This window comes from Paraburkholderia sp. GAS199 (genome assembly GCF_050436585.1).
GTDB lineage: Bacteria > Pseudomonadota > Gammaproteobacteria > Burkholderiales > Burkholderiaceae > Paraburkholderia.
Window position 1 is genome coordinate 230351 of record NZ_JBNDMM010000002.1, and the last position, 16446, is coordinate 246796.

Consider the following 16446-nt stretch of genomic DNA (forward strand, 5'->3'; position numbering starts at 1 on the left):
CCACAATTTGCGTAAAACACGGCGATCCGGTTTCGCCGCGCCCTGGATTCTGATGTTTGTCACCGTTTGCCCATGAACGTTTAGACCCATCGCTCATTTGCTTATGACAAATACAGATATCCATATTGAAAAAGATGGACAGATCGTAATAAACTCGCCTTATATTTCAAACGACTAAAAAATTCTTTTGATATGCGGAGAGGTTATATATGAACCTGCATCAATTCCGCTTCGTCCGCGAGGCTGTGCGGCAGAATTTCAACCTCACTGAAGCGGCTAAAGCCCTGTATACGAGCCAGCCGGGCGTCTCCAAGGCGATCATCGAGCTGGAAGACGAGCTGGGCGTGGAAATCTTCACGCGCCACGGCAAGCGGGTGCGTTCGCTGACCGAGCCGGGACGCATCATATTGCAGTCGGTGGAGAAAATCCTGCAGGAAGTCGAAAGCCTGAAGCGTGTCGGTAAAGATTACGCCGCACAGGATCAGGGCAATCTGGTGATCGCTGCAACGCACACCCAGGCCCGCTACTCACTTCCGGCCGCTATCGCCGAATTCAAGAAGCGCTTCCCGAAAGTTCACCTCTCGATCCTGCAAGGCAGCCCGACCCAGGTGGCCGAAATGGTCATCCACGACCAGGCCGACCTCGCCATCGCCACCGAAGCCATTGCCAACTACAAGGAGCTGGTTTCGCTGCCGTGCTTCCAGTGGCATCACGTGGCGGTGATGCAACCGGATCATCCTTTGCTCGACCGAAAACTTTTGTCGCTGGATGATCTGACCCAGTATCCGCTCATCACGTACGACAACGCCTTCGCCGGCCGCACCAAGATCAACGAAGCGTTCCGCCTGCGCGGCCTGCATCCGGACATCGTGCTCGAAGCGATCGACGCCGACGTGATCAAGACGTACGTGGAACTGGGCCTGGGCGTCGGCATCATGGCGGACATCGCGTTCAACGCCGAACGCGACCGTCATCTGCGCGCCATGCCGGTCGGCCATCTGTTCGGCAGCAATGTGACGCGGGTCGCGCTCAAACAGGGCGCGTATCTGCGCAGCTATGTGTATACGCTCGTCGAGCTGCTGTCGCCGAGCATGAACCGCAAGCTGATCGAACAGGCGCTCAAGGGCGAACACGAAACCTACGAACTTTGATATCACCGCTACCTGCTTTCCCCGCTACGGAGACCCCTCGATGAAGATGAAGCAGAACAAGAACAAGGTCCGCGGCTTCGCCGCTATCGCCTTCGCCGGCGTTTTGGGTTTTGGCGCGCTCACGCTCGCCACCGCTGCTCAGGCCGACATCAAGGTCGGCATCGACCTGTCGAGCACCGGCCCGGCCGCCGTGATCGGCATCACCAGCAAGAACGCCATGCTGATGTGGCCGTCCACGATTGCCGGCCAGAAAGCCGACTACATCTTTCTCGACGACGCCTCCGATCCGGGCGCAGCCGTGCGCAACATCCGCAAGCTCATCAACGAAGACCACGTCGACGTGATCGTCGGCCCGAACATCACGCCGGCCGCCATGGCCGCGCTCGATCCGGTCGCGGAAAGCCAGACGCCGATGATCACCCTGATCGGCTCGGCGAGCGTGGTGGAACCGCAGGAAGGCAAAAAGGTGTGGGCCTACAAGATGGCGCAGACCGATAGCGCGATGGCCGACGTCATGACGCGCTACATGTCGAACCACAACGTGAAAACGGTCGGGTTCATCGGTTTCGCGGACGGCTACGGCGAAAGCTGGCTCAACGAGTTCAGCAAGTTCGCGGCCTTGCGCCATATCCAGCTGGTCGCGACGGAACGTTACAACCGCACCGACGCCAGCGTGACCGGCCAGATCCTCAAGCTGATGGCGGCCAGGCCCGACGCGATCCTGATCGCCGGCGCCGGTACGCCGACCGTGCTGCCGCAACGCACGCTGATCGAGCGCGGCTTCAAAGGCCCGATCTATCAGACGCACGGCATCGCAACGCCGGAGTTCATCAAGCTCGGCGGCAAGGACGTGGAAGGCACGCTGTTCCCGACGCAACCGGTGGTGGTCGCGCACACCTTGCCGGCCGATCATCCGGCCAAGAAAGCGGCGCTCGCCTTCACCGACCAGTACGAAGCGAAGTACGGCGCGGGCAGCGTCACGCAATTCGCGGGCGACGCCGCCGGCGTGTTTCCGCGCCTGCAGGACGCCGTGGCTCGTGCTCTGAAAACCGCGCAGCCCGGCACGCCGGCGTTCCGCGTCGCCCTGCGCGACGAGCTCGAACATGCGCATGAACTGGTCGTGCCGAACGGCGTGGTCAACACCAGCGCGAAAGATCACGTCGGGCTGGATCAGCGCGCGAGCGTGATGGGCATCATCAGGAATGGCAAGTTTGTTTATCTGAGCCAGTAAGCGGGTGAGCCGCGCGCACGCTGCGTGTACCATGCTGACGGCCGGCTTGCGGTGATCGCGGGCTCAGGCTGATTCGCCGATTCCGTGTGGAGGCGGCGCGCGCGACCCTCGGGTCCGGGCGTCGCCTCCGTTAGTCCGTGAAGTCCGTCAGACCGCGCATGCAGACAACCAGAAAACGCCTATTCATCGCCGCCGCCGTGGCCGTCGTGATCCTCGCCATCGCGATCGGCCAGGCTATTCGCAAACGCAGCGCACCGGCTGTTGCGGTCGACACGGCCTCTTCCGTCGTCGAATTCGCTCCTGAAGACCTCACCACCGTGAGCCGCCGCACGCTCTCCGAAACGCTGCCGCTGACCGGCTCGCTGCGCGCCGTCACGCAAGCCGCCGTCAAATCGAAAGTAGCGGGCTCCGCGCTCGACGTGATGGTGCGCGAAGGCGATTCCGTCAAGACCGGGCAGATCCTCGCCAAGATCGACGCCCGCGACTACGTGGCGCGCGCCGAACAAAGCCGCGGCCAGATGGCGGCCATGGCCGGTCAGCTCGAGATTGCCCGCCAGACGCTCGAAAACAACCGCGTGCTGGTCGAGAAAGGCTTCATTTCGAAAAACGCGTTCGACACCGCGCAAAACCAGTACGCCATTGCCCGCGCGAATCTCGACGCGGCGCGCGCGGCGCTCGCGTCGTCAAGCTTGTCTTTGGACGATACCGTGGTGCGCTCGCCGCTCGACGGACAGATCGCCTCGCGTTCGGTCGAACCGGGCGAGAAAGTCGCCGTCGATACCAAGCTGTTCGACGTGGTCGATCTGCGCACGCTCGAACTCGAAGCGCCGGTGCCGGTCGGCGAGATCGGCCGCGTGCGGATCGGTCAACCGGTGCAGATCGCGTTCGACGGCATCGACACGCCGGTGCAAGGCGCGATTACCCGCATCAATCCGGCTGCGCAGGCCGGCTCGCGCTCGATCATGGTCTACGTGCAGGTCGCCAATCCGTCGGCCACGCTGCGGGTCGGCATGTTCGGTACCGGCACGATTTCGGTCGGCGGACGGCAGAACGTGCTGGTGGTGCCGGCCGCCGCCGTGCGCGCCGACGGCACGCGCCGCAGCGTCTATGCCGTGATCGGCGACAAACTGGTCGAGCAGACGGTGCAAACCGGCGCGACCGGCGACGCCGACGGCGCCACCTGGACCGAGATCGTCGGTGGTCCGCTCACGGCCGGCCAGCGCATCGTGAAAAACAATCTCGGCTCGCTGCGCATCGGCAGCACGGTGCGCGTCGTGCAGCCGGCGTCGGCCGCGGTGGCAACGCCGGGCGCGAGCAGCGCGGCAAGCGCCGCACGCTGAGCGGAGACCGACCTCATGTGGTTCACCCGCATCAGCATCGGCAACCCGGTGCTCGCCACGATGATGATGATGGCGTTTCTCGTCATCGGACTGTTTTCGTATCAACGGCTGAAGGTCGACCAGTTTCCCGACATCACCTTCCCGATCGTGGTCGTGCAAACGGCCTATCCGGGCGCGTCGCCGGAATCGGTCGAATCCGACGTCACGCGCAAGATCGAGGAAGCGGTCAATACGATCAGCGGGATCGACGAAATCACCTCGCGTTCGTACGACGCGCAGTCCGTCGTGATCGTGCAGTTCGATCTCGCCGTGGACGCCGTGCAGGCCGCGCAGGACGTGCGCGACAAGATCGCGCTGATTCGCCCCGATCTGCGCGACGGGGTGAAAGACCCGCGCGTTTTGCGCTACGACCCGGCCGACATGCCGATCGTGACAGTCGCCGTCTCCAACGCGCCGGGCGCCAATCTGTCGACGCGCGACCTCACCACCGTCGCGGATCAGATCGTGCGCAAGCGGCTGGAAATGGTGCGCGGTGTCGGGTCGGTGTCGCTGGTGGGCGGCGTGAAACGCCAGGTGCAGATCGACGTCGACCCAAGCCGCCTGCAGGCGCTGTCGATCGGCGTCGACCAGGTGATCCGCGCGGTGCAGAACGAGAATCAGGAGATTCCGGCGGGTCCGCTGACGTCGAGTTCGATCGAGCAGACGGTGCAGGTCAAAGGCCGCTTCGAGAAGCCGGACGACTTCAAGCGCATCATCGTTGCGCGGCGCGGCGCGCAGTCGGCGATTCCCACCGCCAGTTCGAGCACGCAGCCGGTCACGCTCGATCAGGTGGCCGACGTGGTGGACGGCCAGCAGGAACCCGACAGCATGGCGCTGCTCAACGGTCAGCGCGCACTGTTCCTTTCCGTGATCAAGGCGCAAGGCGAGAACACCGTCGACGTCGCCCACGGCATTCGGGACGAGGTTGCGCGTTTGCAGCCGCAATTGCCGCCCGGCGTGCGCCTGAGTATCACCGACGATTCCTCGATCAACATCGAGGACAGCGTCAACGAAGTGAAGCGCACGCTGATCGAAGGCGCCTTGCTGACGGTGCTGATCGTGTTCCTGTTCCTCGGTTCGTGGCGCAGCACGGTCATTACCGGCCTCACCTTGCCGATCGCATTGATCGGCACGTTCGCCGTAATGTACGCGTGCGGCTTCACAATCAACGTCATCACGCTGATGGCCTTGTCGCTATGTGTCGGCCTGTTGATCGACGATGCCATCGTGGTGCGCGAAAACATCGTGCGCCACGTGCAGCTCGGCGCCGATCATCACACCGCCGCGCTCGACGGCACGAAGGAAATCGCGCTAGCCGTGCTCGCGACCACCTTCTCGATCGTGGCCGTGTTTTTGCCGGTGGGTTTCATGGGCGGTATCATCGGCCGCTTCTTCCATCAGTTCGGCATCACCGTCGCGGCCGCCGTGCTGATCTCCATGTTCGTGTCGTTCACACTCGATCCGATGCTGTCGTCGATCTGGCCGGACCCCGACCTGCACGACGCCGACACCGGCCGCAAAGGCTATCGCTACGGGCGCATCATCCAGCGCTCGCTGCATCTGTTCGACCGGCAGATCGACAACCTCACGACGTTCTATCAGCGCCTGCTCGGCTGGTCGCTCGAACATCGCGCCATCACGCTCGTCGTCGCCGCGGCGACGTTTTTCGGCAGCCTGTTTCTCGTGCCCTTCGTCGGCACCGAGTTCGTGCCGAGCGCGGACTTCTCGCAAACGCAGATCGGCCTGAATACGCCGGTCGGCACCTCGCTCGAAGCCACCTCCGAAAAAGTGAAGCAGGTCGAGGCGATACTCGCCACCTATCCCGAAGTGCGCTTCACCTATGCGACCGTCAATTCGGGCAACACGCAAGGCAAGAATACGGCGCTCATCACCGTGCGCCTGAAAGACCGGCGCGACCGTTCGCGCGGCATGCTCGAACTGAACCAGGTGTTTCGCGCGCGGCTCGCCTCGGTGGCGGGCGTGACGATCACCGAGATCGGCGTACCCGACGGCGCGGGCAGCACGAAGGCCATCCAGTTGAGTTTGCAGGGCGACAACATCGACGAATTGCGGCGTCTTTCGGAAGCGGCGCAAGCGCGCATCGCGAAGATTCCGGGCGTGGTGGATCTCGATTCGAGCCTGAAAGCCGACAAGCCGATCGTCGCGATCAACGTGAAGCGCGAACTGGCCTCCGACCTCGGCGTAGGTGTCGCCGACATCGGCACGGCGCTGCGGCCGCTGCTGTCGGGCGACGCCATCAGCACGTGGCGTGCGCCGGACGACCAGGACTACGACGTCAGCGTGCGTCTGCCGCGCGCGCAGCGTCAGGACGTCGACGACCTCGACCGGCTGATGATCGCCACCAATCGCACCGACGCCAACGGCGCGCCGGTGCTGGTGCCGCTGCGCCAGGTCGCGGACATCGTGAAGACCACAGGACCCGACGTGCTGAACCGGCGCGACCTGCAACGCGAGGTCATGCTGTCGACCAACGTGAACGGCCGCTCGCCCGGCGAGGTCGCCTCGGACATCGCGAAGACGCTCGACGCGATGCATCTGCCGGCGGGCTACCACTACCGCTTCGAAGGCTCGACCAAGAGCATGAACGAGTCGTTCGTGTTCGCGGTGCAGGCTTTGGCGCTGGCCGTGATCTTCATTTACATGATTCTGGCGTCGCAGTTCGCGAGCTTCGCGCAGCCGCTCGCGATCATGGCGTCGCTGCCGCTGACGCTGATCGGCGTGCTGATCGCCTTGCTGCTGTTCGGCAGCACACTGAACATGTTCTCGATCATCGGCTTCGTGATGCTGATGGGGCTCGTCACGAAAAACGCGATTCTGCTGGTGGATTTTGCCAACCAGGCGCGCCGCGGCACGTTGCTCGACGCCTCCGGCAAAGGCCGCGTGATGGAGCGTCGCGAGGCGCTGCTCGAAGCCGCGCGAGTGCGTCTGCGACCCATCCTGATGACCACTCTGGCGATGATCTTCGGCATGCTGCCGCTTGCCGCAGCGCTCGGCGAAGGCGGCGAGCAGCGCGGCCCGCTCGGGCAAACGGTGATCGGCGGCGTGATTACGTCGTCTATTCTTACTCTGGTGGTGGTGCCGGTGGTGTATACGGTGCTGGAGGATTGGGCGGGGTGGGTGCGGCGGAGATTTTCCTGACCGCGTCAGACGCTGACAGCGCCCCGAAGAAACTCGTTGCGAAAAGCCAGCAAGGTCTGCTCGATGTCGTCTACAACGACGTCGAACATTTGCGCGGCCGCGCGAATCAGGATGTCGCGCCTAAGCAGATCGTACGTGGCGTGATCGGAGAGGATTGCCGACACTGCTGCCAACGTGGCCGGCCGCGCCATCTGCCGCGATTCGCGGCCGAGCAGCGCCGGGCTGGCCAGACTCACGTTGAACTCGTATTGCTGCAGAAGGTCTGCGCCCTCTTCCCAGATGCGCTGCGTATTGCCGGCATCGTAGTAGTGGCGAAGAATCAGAATCAGGTCGGACGCATCGCTGTTTTTCGTCGCGCGCCGGTCGCGCTACGCCAGAATTTTTAGCAGCGCCAGCGACGGCAGGCTGACGACCGGCACGGTGAGATTCAGATCGAGTTCGATGCCGACCGAAGTCTCGATGGCTTCGCGAAACCCGAGCACGTTCATCACGATCTCGCCGCGAGGCGGCCAGGCGACCGCGCCTGCGGGGTCTTCCAGTTCTCCGAACGGAACCAGATCGAGGGCGACCCGATGGCCCGCTCGCGGATCGTCGAACACCAGGGTCTGCTGCGCGCCCACGCGCTCCCTGAACAAACCCGTTTGCTCGATGTCGGCAATCAGGTCGCCATAGGCATTCCAGCTGACCGCACAAACCGCTACGTCGACGTCGCGCGTGGCGCGATCCGCCTTGATGCCGTGCACGTGCCAGAGCAGCAAATCGCGGGCAGTGGCGCCGGCAACGACGAACTTCACGCCGAGCCGATGCGCGGCGTCGCGTACATGTGCAAGCAGCGCGGTGATAGCGGGATGAACGGGCCGCTCGTCGGAAACCTTAAGGTTGATCGAGGTACTGCTCATAGACTTGCCTCGCGACGGAGAGATTACGGCTGTCGCCGGAGGCGATGAGGTCCGCGTAGACAAGCAACGGATGAACGAGGGACTGACCGCCGAAGTCCAGCCCGTTATTTTCGAGCGTCGCTGGCCAGAAAGATTCGAGAATCTCCACACTTCCTTGCAAATCCGGCCGCAGCCTGGCGCTCAGCATGAACTGATTCCCTGGCGGTGCACGCATGTAGAGCGTGACGTTCGCGGCCTTCAACTCCTGAGTGAGGATATCGGCCGCCGACTCGCCGCCGAGTCGGGCGTCAAACTTCGAAAAATCGAAGTCGCGCCACCAGTCAGGTGCTGCGCCGGCGAAACGGCGCGCGCCCAGTTTGGGTCGCAGGCGCGTCTGATAATGATTGCTCCATTCAGCGACGAATCTCTGCCAATCGACGAAAACGCGCTCGCCGTCTGCCTTCAAAGCAAGAAGCCCTCGCAACCGCAGATCGTCGATCACCTGGTTCACCGTGCTCAATGCGACGCCCGAACGCTGAGCGATGGCCCGGTACGGCTGCGAGACGAGACCGGGTTGCGTCGCAATCGCGAACATGACCTGCAAGCCTTTGCGCGAAAAGGCGCGGCCGGTTTCGGGCTTGGGCGTGTGCTGCGGTTTGGGCCGGCCACTGATCATGACCATCCCTTCCGGCTCGCTCAGAAAAGCATTGCCCGCCGTATCCAGAAACGGCACGTTCTGCCCGATCAGATGGCTGGCGAGGTCCGCGTCGATATAAGACGCGACCAGCATGGAAAGACGCCGCGAAGATTTGCGTTTTTTTGCGGACGAAGTCGAAACCGGAGGCAGTACACCAGCGATATCGGCTGAGCCCGGCCGCGTGAAGACGCGCACGGGCATTTCGAATTTGCGCCCGCGAAGGTCGAATTCGATCGCCATCCCTGCGCCAGGCGCCCGTTCCCGGACGGGTTTCGCTTCATAGATACGCGTTGAACGCCCGAAAGCGCCGCACGCGTCTTCGAGAATCTGCGATTCATGAAACGAACTGGCTGGGCGCGGCATGGGTCACTCGTGTACGGTTTTTTATTAACGTACCATAAAATCGTACACGGCTCTAAAATCGTACAAAGAGATCGGTTCGGACACGGCTACTCGTCGCGCACCGAACGGCTGCGCGGCCTTTTGCTGGTAAAGTGCCTACCTCCGATCCGCTGCAGTCCCCCACCATGCGCACCACCCGAGCCATCCACGCCGTCGAACGGTTGAAAACCCGCAGCGGCAATCCGCAATTCGCCGCGATCAGCCTGTCCGGCGGCCTGTTCTATCTCGTCGACAAATCGGGCGGTTCCGACAAAAAAGTCTCCGATCCGCTCGCGCTCGACGACTTCGTCAAGTTCGTCGACGGCTACGGCCCGCCAAAACCGCGCAAGGCCAGCAAGCTCGATATCGCGTTCGAAGAGCAGATCCGGAAGAGCAAGGGCAGCTAGGCGCCGACGTCGCGCCACTCGCCATTCGCCGCGCTGCTCGCCAGCACGGCTTCGATGAAACGCAGACCGGCTACGCCGTCGTCCACCGTGGTCAACAGCAGGCTTTCGGCAGGCAATGCGCGGCCGGCATCCAGCGCCTCGATCTGCAATGCCGCGTCGCTGTAAAGCTGCGCGAACGCTTCGAGATAACCCTCGGGATGCCCAGGCGGTACACGTGTCGCGTGCGCGGCAACGGCGCTTTTCACGCGGCCACGCGTCAGCCGTTCGGCCTCGCCGCCGAGCGGCGTGAACCACAATTCGTTCGGGTTCTCCTGGTCGAAACTCAAGCCGCCTTTCGTTCCATACACCCGCAAACGCAGCGCGTTTTCCGCGCCGCTCGCCACCTGGCTGGCCCACAGCATCCCGCGTGCGCCATTGGCATAACGCAGCATGGCCTGCACGTGATCGTCGATGCGACGTCCCGCCACGAACGTATGCAATTCCGCCGACAGCGACGCCGGCGTCATGCCCGTCACGAAGGCGGCGAGATGATAGGCATGCGTGCCGATATCGCCGAGGCAACCCGCAGGGCCGGCCAGCGCGGGATCGGTGCGCCAACCCGCCTGCTTGTTCGTGCCGCTCGACTCCACCGGTTCGGCGAGCCAGTCCTGCGCATATTCGACCTGCACCACGTGAATCTCGCCGAGCTTTCCCGCTTCGACCAGTTCTCTTGCATGACGCACGAGCGGATAGCCGGAGTACGTGTGCGTCAGCGCGAATAGCCGGTTCTTTGCGCGCGCGAGCCCGGCGAGGGCTTCGCCTTCCGCCAGCGAAACCGCCAGCGGTTTGTCGCATATCACGTGGATGCCAGCATCGAGAAAAGCGGTTGCCACCGGCGCATGCAGATGATTCGGCGTGACGATCGCGACGGCGTCGATGCCATCGTCACGCGCGGCTTCGGCACGCGCCATCTCGCGCCAGTCGGCGTAGCTGCGCGCAATACCGGCCTCGATAGCGCTCGCCTGGGCGCGTTGCGCATCGGAAGACAACGCGCCCGCCACCAGTTCGAAGCGATCGTCGATGCGCGCCGCGAGCCGATGCACCGCGCCGATGAACGCGCCCTGCCCACCGCCTACCATGCCTAGCCTGAGTCTTCGTTGCGGCATCGCTTTCTCCTTATGGCGAGCAACCTACAGGCCGAGCACGCGCTTCAATTGCGCGGCGTCCACGCCGCTGCCGGCGAAGTCGTCGAAAGCGTGGTCGGCGACACGAATGATGTGGCGGCGAATGAAATCCGCGCCTTCACGCGCACCGTCCTGCGGATGCTTGAGCGCGCATTCCCATTCGAGCACGGCCCAGCCGGGAAAATCGTATTGCGCCATCTTCGAGAAGATCGCGCCGAAATCGATCTGTCCATCGCCGAGCGAACGGAAACGCCCGGCACGTTCGACCCAACCGCTGTAGCCGCCATACACGCCCTGCCTGCCGTTCGGCCGGAACTCGGCGTCTTTCACATGGAACGCCTTGATGCGTTCGTGATAGATGTCGATGAAGGCGAGGTAATCGAGTTGCTGGAGCACGAAGTGGCTCGGGTCATACAGAATGTTGGCGCGCGGGTGCTGCTTCACGGCGTCGAGAAAACGTTCGAACGTCACGCCGTCGTGCAGGTCTTCGCCGGGATGCAACTCGTAGCACACGTCCACGCCGGCTTCGTCGAAGGCATCGAGAATCGGAGTCCAGCGGCGCGCGAGTTCGTCGAACGCGGCCTCGACGAGACCAGCCGGGCGCTGCGGCCACGGGTACAGATACGGCCACGCCAGCGCGCCGGAAAACGTCACGTGCGCAATCAGGCCGAGACGCTGCGATGCCTTCGCCGCGAGCTTCACCTGCGCAATCGCCCATTCGGTGCGCGCCGCCGGATTGCCGCGCACCTGCGGCGCGGCGAAGCCGTCGAACAGTGCGTCGTAAGCCGGATGCACGGCCACCAGTTGGCCTTGCAGATGAGTCGAGAGTTCGGTGATCGTCACGCCCGCGTCGTCGACAATCTGGCGCAGATCGTCGCAATACGCGTCGCTCGTTGCGGCCTGTTCGAGGTCGATCAGCCGCGCATCGCACGGCACCTGAATGCCCTTGAATCCCAGACTCGCGGCCCAGCCGGCCAGATGCGCGAGATCGTCGAACGGCACCTCGTCGCCCATGAACTGGGCGAGAAAGATGGCCGGCCCCTGAATGGTTTTCATCGTACGGCTCCTTCGGGCGGCGGCACGTCCGCGTAGTTGCTCATCCGGCGAAAAGCTTTGCCGCGAGCGCGCCGCGTCTGCCCATCTGTCCGGCCGGAACGCAACCGGAATGTGATCGGAACGCAATCAGAACGGCGAGTCCGGGAAATAGAACTGCTGCGCGTTTTCCTTCGTGATCAGCACCGACGGAATGATCGTCGTGGCAGGCAGCTTGTCGCCCTTCAGACGCGCCTCGGCGGTGAGCTTGATGGCGTCGTAGATGAATTTCGGCGAGTACGAGACGTCGGCCTTGATCATCGGCGCGCCGTCCATCACGTTCTTCACCATGCCCTTGGAACCGGCGCCGCCGAACACGATCTTGATGTCGGTGCGCTTTGCCTGATCGATCGCCTTGATGACGCCCACGGCCATGTCGTCGTCGGCAGCCCACACGGCGTCGATATGCTTGAAGCGCGTGAGGTAATCCTGCATGACCTTGAAGGCGTCGTCACGATTCCAGTTCGCGTACTTGGCGTCCAGAATCTTCATCTCCGGATAGTTCTTGATCACGTTCGAGAAGGCCGTGTAACGCTCGTTGTCGAGCGTGGTCGGAATGCCGCGCAGCGCCACGATGTTGCCCTTGCCGCCCAACTCCTTCGCGATGTATTCGGCCGGCAGTTTGCCGAATGCGGTGTTGTCGCCCGCCACGTACGCGTCCTGCGCGCTGGTATCGGTCAGGCCGCGATCCACCACGGTCACGTACACGCCTTTCTTCTTCACCTGCGCGACCGGCTGCGTGAGCGAAGCCGATTCGAACGGGAAGATCACGAGCGCGTTGATCTTGTTCACCGTCACCAGATCCTGCAACTGGTTGGCCTGTTCGGGCGCGCCCGCCGCGGTTTTCACGATCACTTTCAGATCGGGATGCGCTTTCTCCAGATCGCTTTTTGCCTTGTTCGCCCACCAGACGATGCCGCCCGTGAAGCCGTGATCGGCCGTCGGAATCGCGACGCCCAGCGTGACTTTCTCATCGGCGCGCGCCACTCCTGCGCCCGCCGTGCCCAATATTCCCAACGCCAGCATGCCGGCGCCGACCGCTCGAATGACCTGCTTCATGGTTGTGTCTCCTATGTCGACCGGTTTGAGCGTCGTAGCGACGGCGCCGGTCCCATGTCAGATGATTGTTGACTGCTTGCCGCCTACTTCAGCACCTGCCTGCCACCACTACCGTCGTCCGCGCTGCACGAACGCGACGAAGATAATCACCACGCCCTGCACCGCCGCGTTCAGATACACGCTGATGATGCTGGTCAGATTCAGAATGTTTGCGATCACCGACAGCAGGATCGCGCCGATCACGGTGCCGATCACGCGACCTTCGCCGCCCTTGAGCGCCGTGCCGCCCACCACCACCGACGCGATCGCTTCGAGTTCCCAGAGAAGCCCGGTGGTCGGCGTGGCCGAGCCGAGACGCGGCACGTACAGCACCGTCGCCACCCCGACGCAGATGCCCAGCAGCACATACGTCACGATCTTCACGGTATCGACGCGGATCGCGGCGTAGCGCGCCACCTGTTCGTTCGAGCCGATGGCCTGCACGTGACGGCCGAACGCGGTGCGATTCAGGATCAGTGCGCCGCCGGCGGCCACCACGAGAAACACCCAGATCGGCACCGGCACGCCGAACAGGCTCGCGTAGTAGACCGGTCCGTAGAGATCGGACAGCGAGTTGTCGAGCGTGAGCGCGCCGCCGTCCGCGAGCCAGGTCAGCACCGCGCGGAAAATGCCGAGCGTGCCGAGCGTCACGATGAAAGGCTCGATGCGCCCTTTGGTGATCAGCAGGCCGTGCGCGCAGCCGAACAACGCGCCGAGCACCAGCGCGAAGACGATGCCGAGCGTGAGAATCAGCAGAGGCGCGAACGTGTGTCCGCCGACGCCCGCCGCGAGTCCGTTCATCAGCCAGATCATGCTGCCCGCGATTAGCGCCGCCATCGAACCGACCGACAGATCGATACCGCCGGAAATGATCACGAAGGTCATGCCGACCGCGATGATGCCGATGAACGAAGTGCGCGTGAGCACGTTCATCATGTTGTCGACGGTGGCGAAATCGCGATTGAGCAAGGTGCCGACCACGCACAGCGCGATCAGGCCGACGAGCGGTCCGAGCGCATAGAGACGATGCGCGAAACGCAGCGCGCGGCCGGATTGGACGGCTTCAGTGGGTGCCGGTCGCATGAGCGATCAACTCCTCTTCGGTCAACTGGTCGAGCGTGAGCGTGGCTTGCAGGCGTCCCGCGCGCATCACGGCAACGCGGTGGCACAAGCCGATCAGTTCGATCAGTTCGGATGAAATGACGATCACCGCGCGGCCCTGCGCGGCGAGACGATGGATCAGAAAATAGATGTCGCGTTTTGCGCCGACATCGACGCCGCGCGTGGGTTCGTCGAGCACGATCACGTTCGGGTCGGGTTGCAGGAATTTGGCGAGCGCGAGCTTCTGCTGGTTGCCGCCGGACAGCATGCGCGCGCGGCTCGACAGGTCGCCCGTGCGAATGCCGAAATCGCTCACGGCTTTAGTCAGCGCGGCGCGTCCGGCTTTCAGGTCGAGCAGCGGATGCGCGTAGCGTTCGAGCGTCATCAGCGTGACGTTATCCTGCAAGCTCATGTTCACGTGCAGACCCTTGCCCTTGCGGTCTTCGCTCAGATACGTGAGGCCGTGGCGCATGGCCTCGCGCGGGCTTTTCAGATCGACCTGGCGCCCGGCGATGTCAATGCGGCCCGCGGTGCGTTTGCGCAAACCGATGATCGCCTCGAACGCTTCGGTTCGTCCCGCGCCCACGAGCCCCGCGAAACCCAGCACCTCGCCCGCGCGCACGTCGAAACTCAGGTCGTCCACCCAATCGGGCACCGCGAGGCTGGCCACCTGCAACGCAATGGGCGCGTCGGCGGACACCGTGATCTTCTCGGGGAACATATCGGACACATCGCGCCCGACCATCAGATTGGCCATCTGCTGACGCGCGAGTCCCGCCGTTTCGCTGCGCGCGACGAAACGGCCGTCGCGCATCACGATCACTTCGTCGGTGATGCGTTCGACCTCGTCGAGCTTGTGCGAGATGTAGACGATGGTCACGCCATCGGCCTTGAGCCGGGTCATCAGCGCGAACAAACGCTCGGTTTCGGACGGCGTGAGCGTCGCGGTCGGTTCGTCCATGATGAGAAGACGCGCCCGACGCGACAGCGCCTTGGCAATTTCCACCATCTGCTTTTCCGCGACGATCAACTCGCGCACTTTGGTACCCGGCGCCTTGTCGAGCCCGACCTGCGCGAGATAGCGGGCGGCGTCGGCGCGCATCGCGGCATCGTCGACGAACCAGCCGCGTTTCTTTTCGTGGCCGAGATACATGTTCTGCGCGATCGTCAGATGCTCGGCGAGATTGAACTCCTGGTGAATCAGCACGATGCCCTGCGCTTCGGCGTCGCGCGAACCGATGAATTGCTGCTCGCGGCCGTCGATCAGCACGCTGCCGGAACTTGCCGTCTCGTAGCCGGCGAGAATTTTCATCAAGGTCGATTTGCCCGCACCGTTCTCGCCGAGCAAACCGTAAATGCGTCCCGGCGCCATGTCGAAACTCACGCCATGCAGCACGCGCACCGGGCCGAAGTCTTTGCGGATATCGTCGAAACGGACGGCGAGGCTCATGGCTCAGGCGCTCCTGCGTATCACGAGACGATGCGGCAGCAGCACGCCCGGCACGTTCGCGAGCGGATTGGCGAGCCGCTCCAGCAAAAGACGCGCGGCGCTCTCGCCGAGTTCGCGCATGGGTTGCGCGATGGTGGTGAGCGGCGGATCGATCTGTCTTGCCAGCGAGATGTCGTCGAAGCCGACCACCGCGATATCGTCCGGCACGCGCTTGCCGACGCTGCGCAAACCGTGGATCACGCCGATTGCGAGCGTGTCCGACACCGCGAAGATCGCGCTCGGCGCATCGCTTTGCTGCGCGAGCACGGCAGCAGCAGAGGCACCGGCTTCGTAGTCGAGGCTGTTCAGATTCATGCGCCAGCGTTCGTCCGGCGTAATGCCCGCTTCGCTCAAGGCGTCGAGATAGCCTTGCTGACGCTGCCGCGCGTACAGGTAGTCGACGTCCGAGTTGATCAGGCCGATGCGGCGATGTCCGCGCGCGAGCAGGTGGCGCACGGCGTCGCCGGCCGCGCGGTAGTTGTCGATGCCCACATACGGCACGCCCATTGCCGGATCGAATTCGCAGCACGCCACCCACGGCAGCGCACCGGAGGCTTCGCCGAGCGCCTGCTGGATGGTGGCCGGATCGAGACAGATGGCGCCGTCGGCGCGGCGGCGGCGCAGCAGATCGAAATAGCTGCGCTCGCGGCCGGGGTCCGCGCCCGTGTCGCAGAGCAACATGAAATAGCCGTGCTGACTCGCCACGCTGTCGATGCCGCGCACGATTTCCGCGTAGAACGGATTGCCGACATCCGGAACCATGGTTAGCAGCAGACGGCTTTCGGCGGTGCGCAGGTTGCGCGCGAGTTCGTTGACGCGATAGCCGCTGGCGTCGACGGCGGCCAGCACCTTGTCGCGCGTGGCGGGCCGCACGTTCTCGTGGCCGTTGAGCACGCGCGACACCGTTGCCACGGAAACGCCCGCCTGCTCCGCCACCCCGGCGATCGACAGGCCTTCGACAGCACGCGCCGCCTTCGACGGCGCGCCGGACAACGCTTTGGGCAACGATCGGGACAAGTCGGCCTGCCTGCAAAATGTAATCGATTACATTTTTGCGCGATAAAGGCGCGAATCGCAAGCCCGGATCGCTAGGGATAAACACGGGGGCGGCTGCCCGCGTCGGCGTGGATCGACACCGCCATTTGGTACAATCCCGAGGTTACTCTGCCGTGGCCCGCCTTCCCTCAGCCGACTCCAACCGTGCTGCGTGGGCGCCGGTC

The 16446-nt window shown here is 63.7% G+C and carries 14 protein-coding genes; 5 read left to right on the forward strand and 9 right to left on the reverse strand.

The window, feature by feature from the left end; translation table 11 throughout:
• Positions 1–209 precede the first annotated feature (209 nt).
• From P3T18_RS07155 to P3T18_RS07170, 4 genes are all read left to right on the forward strand, one after another.
• Positions 210–1151, forward strand: a complete 942-nt coding sequence (locus P3T18_RS07155) for a CysB family HTH-type transcriptional regulator (RefSeq protein WP_429299227.1) — start codon at positions 210–212, stop codon at positions 1149–1151.
• Between the two features lie 46 nt (positions 1152–1197).
• Complete coding sequence (locus tag P3T18_RS07160; protein WP_429300062.1) at positions 1198–2382, forward strand: ABC transporter substrate-binding protein; 1185 nt, start codon at positions 1198–1200, stop codon at positions 2380–2382.
• A gap of 158 nt (positions 2383–2540) precedes the next feature.
• Entirely contained in the window at positions 2541–3722 is a 1182-nt protein-coding gene (locus P3T18_RS07165; RefSeq protein ID WP_429299228.1) for an efflux RND transporter periplasmic adaptor subunit, read from the forward strand.
• 15 nt (positions 3723–3737) lie between these two features.
• Complete coding sequence (locus tag P3T18_RS07170) at positions 3738–6920, forward strand: efflux RND transporter permease subunit (RefSeq protein ID WP_429299229.1); 3183 nt, start codon at positions 3738–3740, stop codon at positions 6918–6920.
• A gap of 5 nt (positions 6921–6925) precedes the next feature.
• Here P3T18_RS07170 and P3T18_RS07175 read toward each other — a convergent pair whose 3' ends face one another.
• From P3T18_RS07175 to P3T18_RS07185, 3 genes are all read right to left on the reverse strand, one after another.
• Positions 6926–7156, reverse strand: a complete 231-nt coding sequence (locus P3T18_RS07175; RefSeq protein WP_429299230.1) for a hypothetical protein — start codon at positions 7154–7156, stop codon at positions 6926–6928.
• A gap of 132 nt (positions 7157–7288) precedes the next feature.
• Entirely contained in the window at positions 7289–7819 is a 531-nt protein-coding gene (locus tag P3T18_RS07180; protein ID WP_429299231.1) for a nucleotidyl transferase AbiEii/AbiGii toxin family protein, read from the reverse strand.
• Positions 7794–8588 (reverse strand): type IV toxin-antitoxin system AbiEi family antitoxin, encoded by a 795-nt coding sequence (locus tag P3T18_RS07185; protein WP_429299232.1) that lies wholly within the window; start codon positions 8586–8588, stop codon positions 7794–7796. The genes P3T18_RS07180 and P3T18_RS07185 overlap by 26 nt, the downstream gene beginning before the upstream one ends.
• A gap of 434 nt (positions 8589–9022) precedes the next feature.
• Here P3T18_RS07185 and P3T18_RS07190 point away from each other — a divergent pair, with 434 nt between their 5' ends.
• Positions 9023–9283 carry a hypothetical protein gene (locus P3T18_RS07190; RefSeq protein WP_429299233.1) on the forward strand — a complete coding sequence of 87 codons (261 nt, stop codon included), beginning with the start codon at positions 9023–9025 and terminating at the stop codon, positions 9281–9283.
• On the opposite strand, the gene P3T18_RS07195 is transcribed toward P3T18_RS07190, so the two are convergent.
• The 6 genes from P3T18_RS07195 to P3T18_RS07220 form a co-directional block, all read right to left on the reverse strand.
• Positions 9280–10428 carry a Gfo/Idh/MocA family protein gene (locus P3T18_RS07195; RefSeq protein WP_429299234.1) on the reverse strand — a complete coding sequence of 383 codons (1149 nt, stop codon included), beginning with the start codon at positions 10426–10428 and terminating at the stop codon, positions 9280–9282. The two genes, P3T18_RS07190 and P3T18_RS07195, sit on opposite strands and share 4 nt — an antisense overlap.
• 24 nt (positions 10429–10452) lie before the next feature.
• Positions 10453–11502: a sugar phosphate isomerase/epimerase family protein gene (locus P3T18_RS07200; RefSeq protein ID WP_429299235.1), complete on the reverse strand. Its 1050-nt coding sequence runs from the start codon at positions 11500–11502 to the stop codon at positions 10453–10455.
• Positions 11503–11628: 126 nt separating this feature from the next.
• Positions 11629–12597 carry a substrate-binding domain-containing protein gene (locus P3T18_RS07205; RefSeq protein ID WP_429299236.1) on the reverse strand — a complete coding sequence of 323 codons (969 nt, stop codon included), beginning with the start codon at positions 12595–12597 and terminating at the stop codon, positions 11629–11631.
• Between the two features lie 108 nt (positions 12598–12705).
• Positions 12706–13719 carry an ABC transporter permease gene (locus P3T18_RS07210; RefSeq protein ID WP_429299237.1) on the reverse strand — a complete coding sequence of 338 codons (1014 nt, stop codon included), beginning with the start codon at positions 13717–13719 and terminating at the stop codon, positions 12706–12708.
• Complete coding sequence (locus P3T18_RS07215; RefSeq protein WP_429299238.1) at positions 13700–15187, reverse strand: sugar ABC transporter ATP-binding protein; 1488 nt, start codon at positions 15185–15187, stop codon at positions 13700–13702. The genes P3T18_RS07210 and P3T18_RS07215 overlap by 20 nt, the downstream gene beginning before the upstream one ends.
• A gap of 3 nt (positions 15188–15190) precedes the next feature.
• Positions 15191–16243 (reverse strand): LacI family DNA-binding transcriptional regulator, encoded by a 1053-nt coding sequence (locus tag P3T18_RS07220; RefSeq protein WP_429299239.1) that lies wholly within the window; start codon positions 16241–16243, stop codon positions 15191–15193.
• Positions 16244–16446: the final 203 nt, after the last annotated feature.